We start from the raw sequence: 20100 nt of genomic DNA, 5'->3' as shown, positions 1-20100 counted from the left end.
CGGCTCATCGTGGCACGTCGTTCGCGTCGGCCCGGGGGAGGGGCGCCACCCCGAAGTTGCCGTCGAACACGTGCTCCGGGTCGTAGCGACCCTTGAGCCGCGCGATGCGCGCGAGGGTCTCCGGCGGGAACGCCTCAGCGACGCGGGCGGGGGACTGGTTGGTCTCGAAGCTCAGGTAGACACCGTTCAGGTGGGGCTCGAGCCGGTCCCACCACTCGTCGATCCGTGCACGGCGGGCTCCGCGGGCGGTGGCGAGCAACGAGAAGTTCTGGGTCCGGTGCGCGTAGGCCGTCTCCGCCGGGCCGAGGTCGTTGACCGCACCGCCGACCGCGCGCAGCTGCAGCATGTCGGCGTCGCGCGCTGCCAGCAGCTCGCCCAGCCGCGCGGCGAGCTCGGGCGTCACGTGCTCGACGAGGCCGCCGCGGGTCGTGGCCTCCGCGCCGCCGGTGTGCCGGCTGTGCGAGGCCACCACCGTCGCCGCGTAGGGTACCAGCTGGGCCTGCTGCTGGAGCACCGGCGCCAGGTCGAGGAACCGCTCGAGCGACGTGATCGCCGCGGCGGTGTCGTCGCTCGCCCAGACGAGGACGACGTAGCCGACCGCCGGGTCCTGTCCGCGCGCGGGGACCAGGCTCAGGAAGCTGGTGAGCTCGCGCGGCGAGGACTCGACCAGGGCCGCCCACGACTCCACGAACGGCGCCGTGTCCGTCGCGTCGAAGATGACGGTCGCGTAGACGACGTCGCCGAGCTCGGCCGCCTGGATCTCGACCGCGGTCAGGATCCCGAAGTTGGCGCCGGCACCCCGGACGGCCCACAGGAGGTCTGGCTCGTGCTCCGCGTCGGCCCGCACCAGCCGCCCGTCGGCGAGGACGACCTCGGCGGCGACCACGTGGTCGAGCGTGAGGCCGTACGAGCGGCTGAGGAAACCCTGCCCGCCGGCCGTCACGAGCCCGCCGACGCCGACGTCCCCGTAGTCACCCGAGCTGATCGCGAGCCCGTGCGGCTGCAGCGCGACAGCGACGTCGCCCCAGCGCGCCCCGGCGCCGAGCCGGACGAGCCGCTGGTCCCGGTCCAGCACCTCCACGGTGTCGAGCGCGCCGACGTCGATCACGATGCCGCCGTCGTTCGTCGACCGGCCACTGATCCCGTGGCCGCCGCTGCGCACGGCGAACGGCACGTCCTGCGCCCGCGCGAACACCAGCGCCTCCTGCACCTGCGCCGCGTCGCGAGGCCGCAGGACGAGGCCGGGGGAGCCGGTGTAGACGTAGGTGGACCGGACGTAGCCGTAGTCACGGTCGCCCGGCTCCACGGCGTTCTCCACCAGGGACGCCGGGACCGCGTCGTAGTCGATCCCGGTCCGGCGCGCCGCCAGCGCAGCGAGCGAGCGCACGGAGCCGGTCGACGTCCCCGTCGAGGCGCGTGCCGCGGCGACGGCCTCCCGGAGGGCGGGGGCCACCTCCTCGCCGAACCGCGCGATCGTGCGGGCGTCGTCCGTGCTGAGCACGAGCCCGGAGATGCCCTGGTCGAGCACCAGCGGGAGCAGGTCGTCCACCCACCGCTGCGGCGGGCCCTGCAGGAACCCGGAGCCGGAGAACGACCCACCCCCGAGGTTGAGCAGGCGGCGGATCTCCCGCGGGTCCCGGTCGGCACCGTGCGCAGCGTCGTCGATGCGCGCGTTGCCCGCGGCCAGGTCACCGTCCTGCAGGTAGCCGAGACTCGGCAGCCATCCGTCCGCCTTTCGCCCGACCAGGGCGAGCATCCGGGGCTTGTACGCGCCGAGCCACACCGGGATGTCGTGCGCCGGTGACGGGCCACGCTTGGCACCGTCCACGTGGTGGTGCGTCCCGTGCACCCGCAGGGGCGTCCGCTCGGCGGCGTCCCAGATGCCGCGGATGATGTCGATCGCCTCGTCGAGCGCGTCGACGCCCTGACCGGGTGTCAGACGGGGCGAGCCCATCGCGACGATCGCGTCCCAGAACGCACCGGCGCCGAGCCCCAGGGCGACGCGGCCACCCGAGAGCAGGTCGAGGCTGGCCGCCGCCCGAGCGAGCACCGCGGGGGGCCGCAACGGCAGGTTGAGCACGTTCCCGGCGAGGTGCACCCGCTCGGTCGAGGCGGCCACCCAGGACAGCAGCGTCCACGTGTCCAGGAACGCGGGCTGGTACGGGTGGTCCTGGAACGTGACCAGGTCCAGCCCGGCGTGCTCGGTTGCCTGCGCGAGCCCCACGACGCGGTGCGGGTCCGCCGCCGACGGCGTGAGGAACGTGCCGAGCACCAGATCGTGGCCGTAGTCGGGCATGGACGTCCTCTCGATGATTGACAGTTCAACTATACCCGTCCGGGCACACCGCGTGGCACGATCATGCAGGTGAGCAGCAGCCGTGCGGACGAGCAGCGCCTGAGCGACCTGGTACGGCTGCGACGCGTGCGCGACCGCATCGACCGCGAGTACGCGCAGCCGCTGGACGTGGAGTCGCTGGCGCGCGGCGCGCACATGTCGGCCGGTCACCTGAGCCGGGAGTTCCGCCGCGCGTACGGGGAGTCGCCGTACGCCTACGTGATGACCCGGCGGATCGAACGCGCGATGGCGCTGCTGCGACGCGGCGACCTCAGCGTCACCGACGTCTGCTTCGCCGTGGGCTGCTCGTCGCTGGGCACCTTCAGCACCCGCTTCACCGAGCTGGTCGGCGTGCCACCGAGCGTGTACCGGACGCAGTCCGCGGGTGCCACGGAGGGCATGCCGTCCTGCATCGCCAAGCAGGTCACCAGACCCGTCAGGAATCGAGAAGCGCGCGCCGCAGGCCGCGCCTAGCGTGACCGGCATGGAGATCAGCCTGCACTACGCGTTCCTCCCGCACGACGACCCGGATGCCGCTCTCGCGTTCTACCGCGACGCCCTCGGCTTCGAGGTCCGCAACGACGTCGGCTACGACGGGATGCGCTGGATCACCGTCGGCCCCGCCGACCCGTCCGCCACGGCGATCGTCCTGCACCCGCCGGCCGCGGAGCCGGGACTCACGGACGCGGAGCGGCGGACCATCGCCGAGATGATGGCCAAGGGCAGCTACGGCGCGATCACGCTGGCCACTCCCGACCTGGACGAGGTGTTCGCGCAGCTGGTCGCACGCGGTGCCGAGGTGGTCCAGGAGCCGACGGATCAGCCGTACGGCGTGCGCGACTGCGCCTTCCGGGACCCCTCGGGCAACCTCGTCCGCATCAACGAGACGCGCTGAATGAGCGTCGAGACACGGCACCCCGCCGACAGCCACGACCGGATCCGGGTGCACGGGGCACGGGAGAACAACCTCCGGGACATCAGCGTCGAGATCCCGAAGCGGAGGCTGACGGTGTTCACCGGCGTCTCCGGCTCCGGCAAGAGCTCGCTGGTGTTCGACACGATCGCCGCGGACTCGCAGCGCATGATCAACGAGACCTACAGCGCGTTCGTGCAGGGCTTCATGCCCACCCTCGCGCGCCCCGACGTCGATGTCCTGGACGGCCTGACGACCGCGATCATCGTCGACCAGGAACGCATGGGCGCCAACCCCCGCTCGACCGTCGGCACCGCGACCGACGCCAACGCGATGCTGCGCATCCTGTTCAGCCGGCTCGGGACGCCGCAGATCGGGCCGCCGCAGGCCTTCTCTTTCAACGTCGCATCGATCAGCGGTGCCGGCGCGGTCACCATGGAGCGCGGCGGCCGCGAGGTCAAGGAGCGGCGCAGCTTCCGGGTGCTGGGCGGCATGTGCCCACGCTGCGAGGGCATGGGCCGGGTGGACGACATCGACCTCACGCAGCTCTACGACGCGAGTCTGTCGCTCAACGCCGGTGCCCTGACCATCCCCGGCTACAGCATGGACGGCTGGTACGGCCGGATCTTCCGCGGCTGCGGGTTCTTCGACCCCGACAAGCCGATCGCGAAGTACACCCGCAAGGAGCTCGACGCGCTCCTGTACAAGGAGCCGACGAAGATCCAGATCGACGGGATCAACCTCACCTACGAGGGCCTGGTCCCGCGGATCCAGAAGTCGATGCTGTCCAAGGACGTCGACGCCCTCCAGCCGCACATCCGGGCGTTCGTGGAGCGGGCCGTGACCTTCGCCGTCTGCCCCGAGTGCCACGGCACCCGGCTGAGCGCGGAGGCGCGGTCCTCGACGATCCAGGGCAAGAGCATCGCCGACGTGTGCGCGATGCAAATCAGCGACGCGGCCGACTGGGTCCGCGAGCTCGACGAGCCGTCCGTGGCGCCGCTGCTGACCGGGTTGCAGCACGTGCTGGACTCGTTCGTGGCGATCGGCCTCGGGTACCTGTCGCTCGACCGACCGGCGGGGACGCTGTCCGGGGGAGAGGCGCAGCGGACCAAGATGATCCGCCACCTCGGCTCGTCGCTCACCGACGTTACCTACGTGTTCGACGAGCCCTCCATCGGCCTGCACCCGCACGACATCGAGCGCATGAACACCCTGCTGCTGCAGCTGCGGGACAAGGGCAACACCGTGCTGGTCGTCGAGCACAAGCCCGAGATGATCGGGATCGCCGACCACGTGATCGACCTCGGCCCGGGCGCCGGCGCGGCCGGTGGCACGGTCTGCTTCGAGGGCACCATCGACGGCCTGCGCGCCAGCGGGACTCTGACGGGGCGCCACCTCGACGACCGGGCCAGGCTCAAGGAGCGGGTCCGACAACCGTCCGGCGCGCTCGAGGTTCGCGGCGCGACGGCCAACAATCTGCGCGACGTCGACGTCGACATCCCGCTGGGCGTGCTGGTCGTCGTCACGGGGGTGGCGGGCTCGGGGAAGAGCTCGCTGCTGCACGGCTCCATCCCCGCGGGCGACGGCGCGGTGTCGATCGACCAGGGGGCCATCCGCGGGTCGCGCCGGAGCAACCCGGCGACCTACACGGGCCTCCTCGAGCCGATCCGCAAGGCCTTCGCCAAGGCCAACGGGGTCAAACCCGCCTTGTTCAGCGCCAACTCCGAGGGCGCGTGCCCCGCGTGCAACGGTGCCGGTGTCATCTACACCGACCTGGCGATGATGGCCGGCGTCGCCACGGAGTGCGAGGTCTGCGAGGGAAAGCGCTTCCAGGCCTCGGTGCTCGATTTCCGGCTGGGCGGACGCGACATCAGCGAGGTGCTTGCCATGCCGGTGTCCGAGGCGGAGGCGTTCTTCGCCGCGGGGGAGGCCCGAACCCCGGCCGCGCACGCCGTGCTCCAGCGGCTGGTCGACGTGGGCCTGGGCTACGTGAGCCTCGGACAGCCGCTGCCGACGCTGTCCGGTGGCGAGCGACAACGACTCAAGCTGGCGACGCACCTGGGGGAGAAGGGCACCGTCTACGTGCTCGACGAGCCCACGACCGGGCTGCACCTGGCGGATGTCCAGAACCTGCTCGCCCTGCTCGACCGGCTGGTCGACTCCGGGCGCTCGGTCATCGTGATCGAGCACCACCAGGCGGTCATGGCCCACGCCGACTGGATCATCGACCTCGGTCCGGGCGCCGGCCACGACGGCGGCCGGATCGTCTTCGAGGGCACGCCGTCCGACCTGGTCTCCACCCGACCCACGCTGACGGGCCAGCACCTGGCCGCCTACGTCGGCGCCTGACCGGAAGGCACCTGCCATGGCGAGCACCACGAAGGACGCCTCCGAGGGCTTCACAGCCGAGGAGCGCGCCGCGATCAAGGAACGCGCGAAGGAGACGCGCAAGAAGGCGAACGGCGAGGCGGACCTGCTGGCCAAGATCGCCGAGATGGACGAGGCGGACCGCGTCATGGCCGAGCGCATCCACGCCATCGTCACCGAGACGGCGCCCGAGCTCATGCCGAAGACCTGGTACGGGCAGCCGGCCTACGCCAAGGACGGACAGGTCGTCGTCTTCTTCCAGGCCGCGTCGAAGTTCGGCACCCGCTACGCGACGCTCGGGTTCAACGAGGCGGCCCAGCTGGACGACGGCGCCATGTGGCCGACCGCCTTCGCGCTCACGCGACTGACCGCCGCCGACGAACGCCGCATCGCCGAGCTCGTCCGGAAGGCGCTCGGCTGAGCGGCTCCCTCGAGGGCCTGCGCTCTGGTCCTGTTCGCCGATAATGCACATTATGACATTACGCCGTTCACGACCCCCCGATCGGCGTCTCTAGCCGTGGCGCGTCGCGGTCGTCGTCTCACCGCGTCGCACGACGCGAGGCCCACGCCGCGACGATGCGGTGCGCGCGGTCCTGCGGTCCCAGCTCCGAGGAGTCGAGCACCAGGTCGAAGCGGTCCGGTCCGCAGACGTCGTAGTGACCCCTGCTGAGCCCACGGAACGTCTCCGGATAGCGCTCCGCCTCCCGTTCCTCCAGCACGTCCAGCGGAGCGCCCACGTGCACCCACAGCACCCGGTACCCCGACAGCGCGGTACGCCAGGCCGGTACAACCGTCGGATCGATCGGCATCTCGTCGACGATGACGTTGTTGCCCTCGCGCAGCAGCGAGGCGACCGCCCCCCGCATCCCCGCCAGCACGCGTGCGCCTACCGGGCCGTACCCGATCCGCAACCGCGGATGGCCCTCGTCGTCGACATCCCGGAGGTAGGAGAAGCCGTCGCCGGCACGCTCCCCCTCGCTGGACCACCGGCGCGGGAGCGTGCCGAAGAACGTGTCGAGCCCCAGCGCGAGGAACGGCTCCGGCAGGGCCCTCTGGAGCTCCGTGGCTGTCGAGCTCTTGCCCGCGCCGGACGTGCCGATCAGCATGATCGCGTGACCTGGTTCCTGCATGGTTCCCCTCCGTCGCGTGCCGGCTGGACGGGCAGAGGAGGTCGGTGACCAGCGTCGCGAACCCGCGGGGCTGGGCATCACCTGCTCAGGCCACGCCGTCCCGGAGGGTCAGCTGGTAGCGCTCCTCGGTCTGCGACGGGTCGCGCGGCACGACCTGCCGTTCGCCGGTGCGGGTGAACCCGGACCGGACGAACAGGTCACCGGCGGCATGGTTGCCGTCCAGCAGCCACAGCGACACCGTCCGGGCGTCCTGCTCCCGGGCAGCCTGACGGACGGCGTCGACGAGCGACCAGCCGACGCCCTGGCGACGTGACTCCGGCGCCACCCACAGCGACACGATGTGCCGGTCGTCGGTCGGCGACCCGGGCTCCTGCATCATCGTGACGATCCCGCGACCGGTGCTGGCGTCGTCCACCGCGACCCAGGTGGTCGACGTGCGCAGCCGCATGCGCCAGTGCGACTCGACGAACCGTTCCTCGCGCACCAGGGAGGCCCCGAGCAGCGCAGGGTCCTCGCGCAGCGAGCGTAGGCGGACGTCCTGGACCAGCGGCCAGTCGTCCTCTGTCACCTGCTGGATGCGCACGGACACAGGATGCCCCAGGAGCGCCGGACGCGCGTCACCGCTCCCGGCGCGCCGCCGACGGTTCCTGCGGCGTGCCGCCGTGCCCGTCGGGGTCCGGGACCGAGCGCGCGACGTCGGCGATCTCCTCCTCGGGGCGGGGCGGGACGTTCTCGTCGTACTCGAGCTCGGGCACCTCGTTCGGTACGGGCGTGGTCATGACGTTCTCCTCTCGGGCTCTACAGGACGGTCGGTGCGGTCGCGGTGGTGTGTCCAGACGGTGCGTGCAGGCGGTGCGTTCAGAGGTCGATGCCCTCTCCGGGGTCCAGCACGACCGGCTCCCCCGCGCCCGCGAGCCGCCCCAGGAGGTCGGTCGCCATCCCCTGGCCGATGGCGCTCAGCATCGCGTCGTGCACCACCACGACGCGCGCGGGAGCCACCCCGCGGACGTAGTCGACGACCTCCCCGAGCCTCAGCCACGGCGCGCCGATCGGCGTGCACAGGACCTCGACGTGCGCGCCGGCCGGGTCGACGTAGGCGTCCCCCGGATGGAGCACGCCCTCGATGAGGTAGCCCACGTTGTGCACACGGGGCACGTCCGCGTGCACCAGCCCGTGCCACTCCCCCAGCACGTCCACGTCGAACCCGCCGGCCGAGACGCGCTGACCACCCTGCACCGCGTGCAGGCGGTCGGCAGGGGCGCCGGCGGCGACGAGGGCATCGACGACGGCGTGGGGCGCCCACAGCTCGAGACCACCCTGCAGCGCCTCGACGACCGGCTCGACGGCCAGGTGATCGGGGTGCTCGTGCGTGACGAGCACTGCGGACACGCCGTCGAGCGCCCCCGGCAGGTCGGAGAACACGCCGGGGTCGATCACGACGTGATGGTCCCCGCGGTCGAGGCGGATGCAGGCGTGGCCCCAGCGGCTCAGTCGGATGCTCATCGCCTCAGTCTGTCCTGACCAGCACGAACGCGCGCGGCGTTTCGACGCGGAGCGCCGGCCCCGCTACGGTTGCGCCCGTGCTGGTGCTCGGGGTGTGCAGTCTGAAGGGTGGCGTCGGCAAGACGTCCGTCACGCTGGGCCTGGCGTCGGCCGCGCTCGAGCGCGGCCTGCGCACGCTCGTCATCGACCTCGACCCCCAGGGCGACAGCACGATGGCGCTCGGCGCGCGGCCGCAGGGCGGGGACGTCGCGTCCGTGCTCGACGAGCCGGGCGCCGCGACGATGTCGGCCGCCACCGTCCTGTCGTCGTGGGCCGACGACGGGCTCGACGTGCTCGCCGGCTCCGAGCGCTCGGCCGTCCACGACCGCCTCGACGGCACCGACGTGGACCGGCTGCGCTACGCGCTTTCCTGGGTCCACGGGTACGACCTGGTCCTCATCGACTGCCCCCCGTCGCTCGGCGGGCTCACCCGCACCGGCCTCGCGGCGTGCGACCGCGCCCTCGTGGTGACCGAGCCGGGGCTGTTCGCGGTGATGGCCGTCGGGCGGGCCATGCGCACCATCGACGAGCTGCGTCGCGGTCCCGCGCCCGCGCTCCAGCCCCTCGGCATCGTCGTCAACCGGGTGCGGACCCGCTCGATCGAGCAGGCGTTCCGGCTGGACGAGCTGCAGACCCTCTACGGGCCCCTGGTCCTCGCTCCCCCGGTGCCCGAGCGCGCGGCGCTCCAGCAGGCCCAGGGTGCTGCGCAGCCGGTGCACGCGTGGCCCGGCGCTGCGGCCGCCGAGCTCGCACGGACCTTCGAGGCCCTCCTCGACCGGGCGCTGCGCGCCCCTCGGCACTGAGACGACGAGAGCGGCCGCCCGTTCGTCGGGCAGCCGCTCGCGTAGGTCGGTGACGTCAGCCCGCGGTCCTGGCCTGCCGGCGCGCCGCGAGCTCGTCGTTCACGGACGGCTGGACGCGGCCGTCCTCGTCCTCGTCCGCCCGCTCCGTCGGCAGGGCGGCGAGGGTGCCCTCGACCTCGCGCCAGACGCGTCCGACCGCGATGCCGAACACGCCCTGACCGCCCTGCACGAGGTCGATGACCTCGTCGGCGGAGGTGCACTCGTAGACGCTCGCACCGTCGGACATCAGCGTGATCTGGGCGAGGTCGTCGACGCCCCGCTCACGCAGGTGGCTGACCGCCGTGCGGATCTGCTGCAACGAGACACCCGTGTCGAGCAGTCGCTTCACGACCTTGAGCACGAGGATGTCGCGAAAGCTGTAGAGCCGCTGCGTGCCCGAGCCGGTGGCCGGGCGGATCGACGGCTCGACCAGACCGGTCCGCGCCCAGTAGTCCAGCTGGCGGTACGTGATCCCGGCGGCACGGCAGGCCGTGGGGCCGCGGTAGCCGGTGGCGGTGTCGAGGTCGGGGAGGTCGTCGTCGAACAGCATGCCCTGAGCGCGCTGCGGCACTGTCCCGCTGACGCTCTCGGCACTCTCGTTGCTGGTCACGAATCCTCCACTCGTCGCACGCCGGTCGGCGCACATCTCCCCCGGCTGCTTGTCAGACTAGGCCCGTCGGGGTGCAGACGCCATGACGCCCACCGGGCGTGTCGCGTCGGGCGAGTCTCAACTTCGACCTGAACTCGAAGGTTGCGGCCCTCGGTGGGCGTGAGCAACCGTCATCGACCCTCGCCACCCGGGTCGTCCGGCTCGACGCCCGTCGAGAAGTCCTCGGGCGTCACCACGTCGAGGAAGCGCCGGAACCGCTCCAGGTCCTGCTCCGACGTCGTGGTCCGCACCTCGACGCCCGCCACCGCGACGACCTCCGCCGAGCACAGCACCGGGCAGCCGAACCGCAGCGCCAGCGCGATCGCGTCGGACGCGCGCGAGTCGACACGCGTACCGGAGTCGAGCACCAGCGTCGCGTGGAAGACGCCGTCCTCCAACCGGGTGATCTCGGCCCGGCTGAGGCTCGAGCCGGCGGCGATCAGGGCGTCCCGCAGCAGGTCGTGGGTCATGGGGCGCGGTGGCACGATGCCCGCCTGCGCGGACGCGATGGCGCTCGCCTCCGTGGGACCGATGAGGATCGGGACCAGCAGCTCGGAGTCGGGGTCGAGGAGCAGCACGACGATCTCGTCGTTGGCCAGGTGCTGGCGCACCCCGACGATCTCGACCGGTACCAGCTCGGCGTCGTCCCCCATGACATCCACGCTACGACGCCGTCGCCGATCCGGCGCTCTCCGCGCCGCATTGCGCGGGTGGACCTGCTACGGGGTGAGGTCCGCGACCGCGGCCCGCACGAGCGCGGTGTGCATCTGCGTGCAGAGCTCACCCACCTCGGCCGCCAGCGTGCCCGCCCGCGCGCGCGACGAGGCGCTGCGCTGGCCGCGCCACGGGGCGACGACCTGCTCGACGAGGTCGGCCTGCCGGTCGGCGGACGTGCGGAACTGCCGCAGGTGCCGCGCGTCGATGCCGTGCTCGGCCAGGGCAGCCGCGGCGACGACGATCTCTCGCGCCCACAGGTCGAACGCCCCGGACTTGTGCGTCCGGAGCACGCCCGCGGCCAACAGGTCCCGGACGAACTCCACCTCGACGCCCGCCTCGCCGGCGAGCGCCTCGAGGGTCAGGTGCGTGCCGGGGGCCTCGGCCACACCGTCGCGGGTGGCGAGCCGTGCGCGCGGCGCCGGCTCGTCCTCCTCCCCCGCGTCGAGTGCGGCCAGCCGGTCGCCGATCACCTTCAGGGGCATGTAGCGGTCCCGCTGCTGGCGCAGGACGAACCGCAGCCGCTCGATGTCCGCCGGCGAGTACTGGCGGTAGCCGGCCGCGGTGCGCACGGGCTCGACCAGCCCCTGCTCCTCGAGGAAACGCAGCTTGGACGTGGTGACCGCCGGGAACTCGATCCGCAGCGACGCCAGCACGTCGGAGATGCGCATGGACGGCCGCCGGGAGATTCCCCGGGGCCACGGCTCGTGCGGGACCGGGGCAGGCCCGGGGTCGGCCTGGACGCGCTGCGCGCGTGCACTCACCACCTGGCACTCCCCGTCTGGTCGAGCGTCCGGAGCCGCCCGGTCACGCGCCGGCCGTGCCGCGGTGCGGACTGGGGTGGAACGTCATGCGGTACTTGCCGATCTGCACCTCGTCACCGGCCCGCAGCGCGGACTGATCGATGCGCGAGCGGTTGACGTAGGTGCCGTTCAGCGAGCCGATGTCCCGCACGAAGAAAGTCTGCCCCTCGCGGACGAACTCCGCGTGCTTGCGCGAGACGGTGACGTCGTCGAGGAAGATGTCGGCCGCGGTGGACCGTCCCGCGACGGTCCGCTCGGCGTCGAGCAGGAACCGTGCCCCGGCGCTGGGGCCGCGCTGCATCACCAGCAGCGCCGAGGTCGGCGGCAGCGCGTGCACCGCGGAGACCTCGTCCGCGGTCAGCCCGACGGGGGCCGACCCTTCGATCTCGACAGACTCGATGGCTCCGAAGCTCATCGTCGTGTCCGGCCCGTGGGCAGGACGCCCGACCTGCGGGTCCTCGCCGCTCATGCCACCTCCCCGGCCCGTCCATCACGTCGACCACCGGCGATCCTCGGGGTCACGCACACCCTATGCGGACCGAGCGGGTCGGCGCAGCACGCCACACCAGGTCGCGGCGGCGTCGGCGCTCGTCGGCAGCGCAGAAGGGGATCAACCGCCCTGCGGCGGAACCGGCGTGGCGTACACGGGGTCCGGGACGACGCGCACCGCGTCCACCGACACGAGCTCCTCCCGGTCGACCGTGCCCCTGCCGCCGTTGTTGCGGACCTGCGCCATCGCTCCACCGGGGATCGTCAGCGCCGGCGCGATGATGTCGGGGTCCCCGATCGCGATCCACCGGTACGGCGGGGCCAGGGTGACGCCGTCGAGCACCACGGCCCCCGCCGTGCCCGTGAACGCGCTGCTCGCGGTGACGCGCAGGTCGTTGAGCTCGATCGCCTCGGCCCCGGCGTTGCGCAGCTCTTCGAGCATGTTGAGCATCGTGATCGGCTTGACGCCGTCGGTGTCCGTCAGGGTGACCACGACGCCCGGCCCCTCGGCGGGCAGCCGGCCCGTGAGGATGCCCTGCGTCTCGGCGCTGCGCCGCAGGGCGTCCAGGGCGGCCTGCCGCCGGTCGGAGCCGGAGAGCAGCTCGTCCCGTTCCCGGGCGAGGTCCGCGGCCTCACGCGCGAGGCTGTCGCCGCGGTTCGTCGCCTCGTCGAGGATGCGGACGAGATCGTCCTGCCGCATGCCGCCGAGGTCCGCCTCCCCGGACTGGCGCACCTGGGCCACGAGCGCGAAGCCGAGCACCGCGCACAGGATCCCCGCCACCACCTGCGCGCGAGTGGCGCGCGGCCTCAGGGCGCGACCGAGCACGGCCCACCCGGTGGGCGGTGCGCCGTCGGCCCGCGCGGTCGCCGGCTCTGCGGGTCCGGTCGGCTCCTCGCTGCCTGCGTCCGCGGGTACGCCGGCGCTCGGCTCCGCGCCGGGATCCGGTGGCGGCACCGGCTCGAGGTCCGGTTCGTCGGGGACGGCCGGCGCGTCGGGGACGGTCGGTGCGTCGGGGACGGTCGGTGCATCGTGCTCGTCGCCCGCGACGAGCTCGTCGTGCTGCTCGTCGTGCGCGTCGTGCTCACCGTGCGACGGGGTCATCGTCATGCCTTGAGCAGGTGCCGGCGGATCGAGGCGGCGTTGGAGAAGATGCGGATACCGAGCACCACGACCACGGCCGTGGACAGCTGCGTGCCCACACCGAGCTGGTCACCGAGGAACACGATGAGCGCCGCGAGCACCACGTTGGACAGGAACGAGACGAGGAAGACGCGGTCGTCGAAGATGCCGTCGAGCATGGCGCGCAGGCCACCGAAGAGGGCGTCGAGCGCGGCGACCACCGCGATGGGCAGATAGGGCTGCAGCTCCTGGGGCACCGTGGGCTGCAGGAGGAGGCCCCCGACGACGCCGATGACCAGACCGATGACTGCGATCACGTGCCGTCCCTTCCCGTCGGACGTGCCGACCCTGTCACATCGCCGTCCTGCGGCGCACGTCCTGACCCGAGCGCCTCGGGATCGTCGGCAGCCCCGGGCACCTGGGCCTCGCGCATCGTGACCATCCCCGAGCCGGTCAGCTCCAGCCTGCTCTGCGACGTCAGCTGGACGCCGATACCGAACGTGGAGCGCAGGGTCGCGAGGTGCTGCCCGGCACTGGCCCGCGCGAGCTCGGTCTGCATGTGCACGGCGTCGCCGATCGCGTCGACCGTGTATGGGCTGCCCAGCGCCACGAGGTCGACCAGGACCGCATCCCCGGCGCTGCGGATCGCCGTCGTCGCCGTCAGCCGCTGCCCGTTCACCGCGATGGCCTCGGCCCCCGTCGCCCACAGCCCGTTCACGACGACCTGCAGGTCCACGTCCTGCACCCGCAACGACGGATCCTCCTCGTCGGGCGAGTCCGACGGCGCGTCCGTGAGCACCACCCGCAGTCCGGGGCCCGCGACCGGCATCACGCCGGCCTCGACGGCGTCCGCCCGGATCTGGTCCCGCACGGACTGACCCTCGCCGCCGAGCAACTGCTCCTGCAGCGTGGCGATCTCGTCCGTCATCGCGGTGATCTCGCTCTGCATCGCGTCCGCCTCGGCGCTGCGCTGGCCGATCTGGCTCTCGAGGAGCTCACGGGCGGCCAGCACGGAGCCGGTGGGGCGACGCAGCGCCAGGGTCGCGGCGGTCGCCCCCAGCCCCAGCCCGATCGCGAGCACGACCATCACCGCCGTGGCACGCACGCTGCGCCGCGGCGCGGTACCGGACGACCGCCGCTGGGCGGCTTCGGCGTACCCGGGGTCCAGCGGCCGTCGGTAGACCTCGGTGAGGAGCGTCATGGACGCGTCCGGGCTGCGCGGCGGCTCGCTGGAACCGTGCCGCACGCTCATGCGGGGTCCGGGGCGTCGATCGGGTCGTCGCGCAGGAGCTCGCGGGCCTGGGCCAGGTACAGGACCGCGGAGAACCAGTAGAGCGCAACGCCCCACAGCGCGAACGCCCACCCGGCCACGCCGGCGACCGTGCCCAGCCACGAGTCCCACTCGGCGAGCAGCAGGAGGGGGAAGGCGTACAGCAGTGCGAACGTTCCCGCCTTGCCGGCCAGGTGCACCGGAAGCGGCGCGTAGCCGGCGCGCGCCAGCACGACGAGCATCACCGCGAGCACGACGTCGCGCAGGGCCAGGACGCCGAGCAGCCACCAGGGCACGATCTCGCGCAAGGCCAGGGCCACGAGCGTCACGACGATGAACAGGCGGTCGGCCGCGGGGTCCAGCATCTGACCGAGCCGGGAGACCTGCCCCATCCGCCGCGCGAGCACGCCGTCGAGCCAGTCGCTCGCACCCGAGCCGGCGAGCACGGCGAGCGCCCAGCCGTCCTGCCCGCGCGCAAGCAGCAGCGCGAACACGGGGACCAGGAGCAGTCGCGCGAAGCTGATGAGGTTCGGCACGGTCAGCACACGCATGGAGACGACGTCGTTGCTCGTCACTGCCTCCCCCGTCGCTGTCCGTGCTGGCGGCGTCGATCCTATGCGGCCCACGCGCCAGGCCCAACGACGCCGCGCCCTGACCGCGCTGCACGCCCGTCGGTGCGAGAGTGCACGGATGGCGCACCGCAACGACCCCGAGGTGATCACCCGGCTCCTGAGCACCCCGGGACGGTGGGCAGTCGTCGGCCTCTCGACGAACACGGCCCGTGCCGCCTACGGCGTCGCGCGCTACGTCCAGGCCCTGGGGCACGAGATCGTCCCGGTCCACCCGAAGGCGCCCGTCGTGCACGGAGCCCAGGGGGTCCGCGCGCTCGGTGAGATCGACGGACCGGTCGACGTGGTCGACGTGTTCGTCAACAGCGGCCGTGCCGGGGCGGTGGTCGACCAGGCGATCTCGGTCGGCGCCGGCGCGGTGTGGCTGCAGCTCGGCGTCGTCGACGAGGAGGCCGCCGAGCGCGCCCGGTCGGCCGGGCTGGACGTCGTCATGGACGCGTGCCCGGCGATCGAGGGCCCCCGACGCGAACTGTGACGCTGTGCCGGACGTCACCGCGCCCGACCTGCGGCGCAGCCCTCTGACCAGGTAGAGTAGGCAACGAATCTGGAGTTCGTCGCGTCCCCCTTCGAGGCGTCGCCACCACCGCTGAGGCGGTCGGGGCCCGCCTCGCGTGGTGTGGTCTGGACATCGCGCAAGCGTTGTCACTGGGTGGTCCGGGGCTGCGACCCGCTGTTCGCCGTCCCGGTGCACGGTTCAGGGCTCCGCCCCGCGATGATCGGTTTCCCCATTTCATGAGTTCTGCCATGCCCTCTGCCCTGCCCGCCGAGGCTCTCGTCGACGCGACGTTCGCCGACCTCGGTCTGCCGCCGGCCCTCGACGCCGCGATCGTCGACCTCGGCTTCACCGTCCCGTCCGCCATCCAGCTGCAGGCCGTGCCCGCGCTGCTCAGCGGCCGTGACATCGTCGGCGTCGCCCAGACCGGTACCGGCAAGACGGCCGCGTTCGGCCTGCCGCTGCTGGCCTCGATCGACTACGACCTGCCGGCCGTGCAGGCCATCGTCCTGACCCCGACGCGCGAGCTCGCGATGCAGGTGGCCGACGCCATCCAGTCGTTCGCCACCCACCTTCCCGGCCTGAACGTGCTGGCGGTCTACGGCGGTTCGCCGTTCCTCCCGCAGCAGCGTGCGCTCGCCCGTGGCGCCCAGGTGGTCGTCGGGACCCCCGGCCGCGTCCTGGACCACCTCGAACGCCGGACGCTGAAGCTCGACCAGGTCCGGTTCCTGGTGCTCGACGAGGCCGACGAGATGCTGCGCATGGGCTTCGCCGAGGACGTCGACAAGGTCCTGTCCGCGGCGCCGCGCGAGCGCCAGGTGGCCCTCTTCTCCGCGACGATGCCCCCGCAGATCCGCCGTGTCGCCGAGCAGCACCTGAACCGCCCGGTCGAGATCACGGTCTCGCGCCAGGCGTCGACCGTGACGAGCGTGCGCCAGACGTACGCCGTGGTCCCGCACCGCCACAAGACCGGAGCGCTCGCTCGCGTGCTCGCCGTCTCCGACGCCGACGCCGCGATCGTGTTCGTCCGCACCCGCGGTGCGGCCGAGGAGGTCGGCAGCGCGCTGATCGAGCGCGGCATCTCCGCGGCGTACATCTCCGGGGACGTCGCCCAGACCGAGCGCGAGAAGATCGTCGACCGACTGCGCACCGGCGCGCTCGACGTCCTCGTCGCCACCGACGTCGCCGCCCGTGGGCTCGACGTCGACCGCATCGGCCTCGTCGTCAACTTCGACGTGCCGCGCGAGCCCGAGATCTACGTGCACCGCATCGGCCGCACGGGCCGCGCCGGCCGCGAGGGTGAGGCGCTGTCGTTCGTCACGCCGTCCGAGCAGTCGCGCCTGCGCCAGATCGAGCGGACGACGCGTCAGTCGCTCCTGCAGGTCGACATCCCGTCGCCGGCGGAGGTCTCCGCACACCGGGTGCACGCCCTGCTGGCCCGCACCGGCGCCCGCGCCGAGCTGGACCGCCTGGACCTGTACCGCGAGGCCATCGCGGTGCACCTGGCGCAGAACCCCGACGTCGACCCGGTGGACCTGCTGGCGGTCGTGACCGCGCTCGCCGTGGGTGACGAGGGTCCGGTGGCCGTCCGGCAGGGAGACGACCTCGACGACGCCCTGTCGCGCGCCCACCTGACCGGTGGCAACGACCGCAGCGACCGCGGTGACCGGCCGGACCGGCCGGAGCGCGGCGAGCGCCGTCGCGCCGACTCCCACGTCGCCGGCGGGTCGCCCCGCTGGCGCGTCGCGGTGGGCCACCGCGACGGCCTGCAGCCGGGTGCCCTGGTCGGCGCGCTGACCGGTGAGGGCGGGCTGACCGGCAAGGACGTCGGCAAGATCGACATCTTCGGCAGCTTCGCGCTCGTCGACATCCCGGACGGGCTGTCCGCCGACGTGATCGACCGGCTGGCGCGCACCCGCGTCGCCGGGCGCCCGCTGCGCATCCGCCTCGACGCGGGCCCGCGCCCGGGCCACGGCGCTTCCCGGCCCGCGCACGGCCCGGCCCGCGGCCGCAGCTGAGCACCCCGACGCCCCTGTCCCCCCGTCCGGGAGGCAGGGGCGTCGTGCTGCCCGGGTGTCGTCGGGCTACCGCAGGACCGGACCGGGCCTGCCCTGGCGCGAGGTGCCGCGCAGCAGCGTGATGTCCGCCTCGCGGAGGACCTCGCCGACGTCCCGGTAGCCGCGGACGCTCCCGAGGACCCCGATGGCCACCCGGGAGCCGAGCTCGTGGCGCAGCTGGTCGAGCAGGAGGGTGAGCCGGTTGGGGATGCCGCCCTGGCCCACGTCGTCGAGCAGGACCACGAAGTCGTCCTCCGCGATGCGCGCCGGCGTGTCCCCCTCGCGCAGCGGACGGCGCAGCCGGCGGACCAGCTCACGGTGCAGGTCGAGCCGCGCGTCCATGTCCGACTCGGCCCCACCGTCCAGGACCCGCACGAGCGCGAGCGCGCAGTCGTAGCCCGGCGAACGCCGGGTCCGCAGCACCGCGGCGCCGAGCCGGTCGAGGAACAGCAGCCGGTTCACCAGGCCGGTCTCCGGGTCCCGCAGCGCGTCGCGCTGCAGGGCGATCTCCTGCTCCTTGCGCTCCGTGACGTCCACGAGCGCGCCCACGAGCCGCGCGGGACAGCCCGCGTCGTCCAGGACGGTCACCGCGCGGCACAGCATCCAGCGGTAGTCGCCGGAGGACGTGCGGACCCGGTGCTCGAGCTCGAGCGGGGTCCCGGCACCCGCGAGCTGGGACGCGATCGCCGCCGACAGCTCGTCCCGGTCCGCCGGGTGCACGCGCTCGAGCCACTCCCCCGGCGAGTCGCCGATCACGTCGTCGTCGTAGCCCAGGGTCTGCTTCCAGCGCGGTGAGTAGTACACCGTGCCCGCCGACACGTCCCAGTCCCAGGTGCCGTCGTGGGCCGCCATCGACGCCAGCGCGTACCGCTCCTCGCTGGCCCGCACGGTGTCCGCGAGCGACCGCTCGCGCGCCGCGGCCTGCTCCAGGGCGCGGCGCTGCTCACGCAGGTTGGCCAGCAGCCGCTCCTGGTCCAGGGCGACCGCCAGCAGAGCGGCCCAGTGGTTGAACCTGTCGCGTGCGCTCGTGGCCCGCGTCTCGACGAGGCCGTCGATCGCGAGCAGGCCCCAGTCGCTGCCACCGAACGTGACCGGGACGACGAAGGTGACCTCGTTGGTGCCGACCGTCCCGGCACGCGTGAGCGCGGCCGGCGGGAACTGGCTGGCGGTCGTGCGCACGCCGACGAGGCGCGACAGCGTCCCGGACGTGTCGTGCACCCCCACGATCTCCATCTCCCGGTCCCCCGGGCCGCGGTCGGCACCGAGCCACAGGCCGAGGCAGGCGTGGCCGCGCACGCCGCGCGGGAGCCAGCCGAGCGCCCGAGGGCTGGCGCCGTCGCCGCGCAGGAGGTCCATGTCCACCTCGTACTGGTCGACGATCGTGCGCTCCAGCTGTCCGCTGCGCGCCAGCATCGCCCGCGTACAGCCCTTGGTGATCGCCAGGAGCACCTCCGTGACGGCCCGCCGGACGACGGGCTCGTGCTCCGGGCGAGAGAGCGCTTCCACCACGTCCGACTCCACGCCCCGCAGGCAGCTCACCAGCTGCTCCAGCGCCTCGGGGTGGGGCTGCATCGCCGACGTGACGTCGGCCAGGCGCGCCAGACCGGCGGTGCTGGGCGGCGTGCCCCGCTCCGCTGCCGTCTCGATCGGCTCGACGACGGCGTGCCACCACGTCTCGCGCGGCGCCACGCCGGTCCGGCGCGCCCCCGCGGCTCCGGTCGGGCCGACGAACGCGGTCCCGGCAAGCGCGCGCAGCACCTGGTAGCCGCCGCGGCTGCCCGTCCCGGCCGCCGGGGCGGCCGACTGCGCGGGCTCCGTGCACCCGCAGGACTCGCGCAGCACGAGGGTCGACGGCGCGCGGTACTCCCCGCCGGGGACCTCCTCGCCGCGCATCCGCGACAGCAGCAGGGAGACCGCCGTCTCGCCGACGCGGTCGTAGTGGGCGTCGACCGTCGACAACCGGGGCGTCACACGGGCGCCCGAGTCGGCGTGGTCGAACCCGACGACCGCCTGGTCCCGCGGCAGGACCAGGCCCGCCGCGCGCAGCGCGCGCTGGAACCCCACCGCGTTGCGGTCGGTGGCGGCGACCACCGCGGTCGTGGGTGACCCGGCGGCGAGCATGCGGGCCGCTGCGTCCGCGCCACCCTGCTCATGGTTGTCCGACGACTCGTAGAACCAGGAGTCGGCGGGCTCGATCCCGTGCTCGGCGAGAGTCGCGCGGTAGGCGGCGAACCGCTCGCGCATGTCGCGCTGGGTCAGGCAGCCGACGAACCCGATCGCGGTGTGACCGTGCTCCAGCAGGTGCTCGAGGGCCGCGCGGACACCGCCCACGTTGTCGGGGAGCACGACCGCGTCCTCGCTCGACAGCGGTTCCTCGCTGACCAGCACGACCGGCAGGCCCCACTGCTGGACGGACGCCAGGCGGTCGCTGCGCAGCGCCTTGCCCACCACGACCAGGCCGTCGACCGCGCCGAGCGCCACGGGGGCGTCGAGGATCGACTCGTCCGGGTAGCGCTCCCGGTCCAGGCCCGCCGGGTAGGTCTGCACGGCCACCACGCGGTGCCCCGCGGCGCGGGCCGCCCGCGCGACGCCGGCGATCAATGCTCCGAAGTAGAAGCCGCCGACCACCGGCGAGAGCACCCCGATGGTCCGTCGTGCCGTCGGTGAGACCGGTCCGCGTCGCACTGTTCCCATGACCCCACATCCCTCGCCCACGTCGTCGGAGCCGAGATGATGCATTTCACCCG

21 protein-coding genes are annotated in these 20100 nt (G+C 73.2%); 7 read left to right on the top strand and 14 right to left on the bottom strand.

Going from position 1 to position 20100, the window contains the following annotated elements:
- Positions 1-4: 4 nt before the first annotated feature.
- Positions 5-2296: an LLM class flavin-dependent oxidoreductase gene (locus KG102_RS09055; protein ID WP_208289909.1), complete on the bottom strand. Its 2292-nt coding sequence runs from the start codon at positions 2294-2296 to the stop codon at positions 5-7.
- Between the two features lie 63 nt (positions 2297-2359).
- Here KG102_RS09055 and KG102_RS09050 point away from each other — a divergent pair, with 63 nt between their 5' ends.
- Genes KG102_RS09050 through KG102_RS09035 form a run of 4 tightly spaced genes read left to right on the top strand, consistent with a single transcriptional unit; the run spans position 2360 to position 6036 of the window.
- Complete coding sequence (locus tag KG102_RS09050) at positions 2360-2809, top strand: helix-turn-helix transcriptional regulator (protein ID WP_213363053.1); 450 nt, start codon at positions 2360-2362, stop codon at positions 2807-2809.
- Between the two features lie 10 nt (positions 2810-2819).
- Positions 2820-3230 (top strand): VOC family protein, encoded by a 411-nt coding sequence (locus tag KG102_RS09045; protein ID WP_208289910.1) that lies wholly within the window; start codon positions 2820-2822, stop codon positions 3228-3230.
- Complete coding sequence (locus KG102_RS09040) at positions 3231-5597, top strand: ATP-binding cassette domain-containing protein (protein WP_208289911.1); 2367 nt, start codon at positions 3231-3233, stop codon at positions 5595-5597.
- Positions 5598-5613: 16 nt separating this feature from the next.
- Positions 5614-6036, top strand: coding sequence for an iron chaperone (locus KG102_RS09035; protein WP_208289912.1), 423 nt, complete (start codon positions 5614-5616; stop codon positions 6034-6036).
- Positions 6037-6154: 118 nt separating this feature from the next.
- On the opposite strand, the gene KG102_RS09030 is transcribed toward KG102_RS09035, so the two are convergent.
- The 4 genes from KG102_RS09030 to KG102_RS09015 all read right to left on the bottom strand — a co-directional run bounded on the left by KG102_RS09030 (position 6155) and on the right by KG102_RS09015 (position 8248).
- Positions 6155-6745, bottom strand: coding sequence for a phosphotransferase-like protein (locus KG102_RS09030; RefSeq protein WP_208289913.1), 591 nt, complete (start codon positions 6743-6745; stop codon positions 6155-6157).
- Between the two features lie 85 nt (positions 6746-6830).
- Positions 6831-7328, bottom strand: coding sequence for a GNAT family N-acetyltransferase (locus KG102_RS09025; protein WP_208289914.1), 498 nt, complete (start codon positions 7326-7328; stop codon positions 6831-6833).
- 34 nt (positions 7329-7362) lie between these two features.
- Complete coding sequence (locus tag KG102_RS09020; RefSeq protein WP_208213426.1) at positions 7363-7524, bottom strand: hypothetical protein; 162 nt, start codon at positions 7522-7524, stop codon at positions 7363-7365.
- Positions 7525-7603: 79 nt separating this feature from the next.
- Positions 7604-8248: an MBL fold metallo-hydrolase gene (locus tag KG102_RS09015; protein ID WP_208289916.1), complete on the bottom strand. Its 645-nt coding sequence runs from the start codon at positions 8246-8248 to the stop codon at positions 7604-7606.
- A gap of 77 nt (positions 8249-8325) precedes the next feature.
- On the opposite strand from KG102_RS09015, the gene KG102_RS09010 reads away from it, so the two are divergent.
- On the top strand, positions 8326-9090 hold the full coding sequence (locus KG102_RS09010; protein WP_208289918.1) for a ParA family protein: 765 nt from the start codon (positions 8326-8328) through the stop codon (positions 9088-9090).
- A 55-nt stretch (positions 9091-9145) separates the two neighbouring features.
- Here the strand turns inward: KG102_RS09010 and KG102_RS09005 are convergent, their stop codons facing one another.
- The 8 genes from KG102_RS09005 to KG102_RS08970 form a co-directional block, all read right to left on the bottom strand.
- Positions 9146-9679 (bottom strand): MerR family transcriptional regulator, encoded by a 534-nt coding sequence (locus tag KG102_RS09005; protein ID WP_243884804.1) that lies wholly within the window; start codon positions 9677-9679, stop codon positions 9146-9148.
- Positions 9680-9909: 230 nt separating this feature from the next.
- Positions 9910-10431, bottom strand: coding sequence for a bifunctional nuclease family protein (locus KG102_RS09000; RefSeq protein WP_208289921.1), 522 nt, complete (start codon positions 10429-10431; stop codon positions 9910-9912).
- 66 nt (positions 10432-10497) lie between these two features.
- Complete coding sequence (gene ftsR / locus KG102_RS08995) at positions 10498-11259, bottom strand: transcriptional regulator FtsR (RefSeq protein WP_249667528.1); 762 nt, start codon at positions 11257-11259, stop codon at positions 10498-10500.
- 40 nt (positions 11260-11299) lie between these two features.
- Complete coding sequence (locus KG102_RS08990; protein WP_208289922.1) at positions 11300-11764, bottom strand: FHA domain-containing protein; 465 nt, start codon at positions 11762-11764, stop codon at positions 11300-11302.
- 141 nt (positions 11765-11905) lie between these two features.
- Entirely contained in the window at positions 11906-12892 is a 987-nt protein-coding gene (locus KG102_RS08985) for a DUF881 domain-containing protein (RefSeq protein ID WP_208289924.1), read from the bottom strand.
- Positions 12889-13221, bottom strand: a complete 333-nt coding sequence (locus KG102_RS08980) for a small basic family protein (RefSeq protein WP_208213433.1) — start codon at positions 13219-13221, stop codon at positions 12889-12891. The genes KG102_RS08985 and KG102_RS08980 overlap by 4 nt, the downstream gene beginning before the upstream one ends.
- Positions 13218-14156 (bottom strand): DUF881 domain-containing protein, encoded by a 939-nt coding sequence (locus KG102_RS08975; protein WP_208289925.1) that lies wholly within the window; start codon positions 14154-14156, stop codon positions 13218-13220. Before KG102_RS08975 ends, KG102_RS08980 begins: the two co-directional genes overlap by 4 nt.
- Positions 14153-14749, bottom strand: coding sequence for a CDP-alcohol phosphatidyltransferase family protein (locus KG102_RS08970; RefSeq protein WP_249667527.1), 597 nt, complete (start codon positions 14747-14749; stop codon positions 14153-14155). Before KG102_RS08970 ends, KG102_RS08975 begins: the two co-directional genes overlap by 4 nt.
- 115 nt (positions 14750-14864) lie before the next feature.
- On the opposite strand from KG102_RS08970, the gene KG102_RS08965 reads away from it, so the two are divergent.
- Positions 14865-15278, top strand: coding sequence for a CoA-binding protein (locus KG102_RS08965; RefSeq protein ID WP_208213435.1), 414 nt, complete (start codon positions 14865-14867; stop codon positions 15276-15278).
- A 269-nt stretch (positions 15279-15547) separates the two neighbouring features.
- Positions 15548-17314: a DEAD/DEAH box helicase gene (locus tag KG102_RS08960; protein ID WP_243884756.1), complete on the top strand. Its 1767-nt coding sequence runs from the start codon at positions 15548-15550 to the stop codon at positions 17312-17314.
- Positions 17315-17380: 66 nt separating this feature from the next.
- Here KG102_RS08960 and KG102_RS08955 read toward each other — a convergent pair whose 3' ends face one another.
- Positions 17381-20047, bottom strand: a complete 2667-nt coding sequence (locus KG102_RS08955) for a substrate-binding domain-containing protein (protein WP_208213437.1) — start codon at positions 20045-20047, stop codon at positions 17381-17383.
- Between the last annotated feature and the right edge of the window lie 53 nt (positions 20048-20100).

The sequence above is a fragment of the Cellulomonas fengjieae genome, from assembly GCF_018388465.1.
Classification (GTDB): Bacteria; Actinomycetota; Actinomycetes; order Actinomycetales; family Cellulomonadaceae; genus Cellulomonas; species Cellulomonas fengjieae.
The sequence above is the reverse complement of the archived record's forward strand: the minus strand, read 5'-3'. Positions and strand labels throughout refer to the sequence as shown.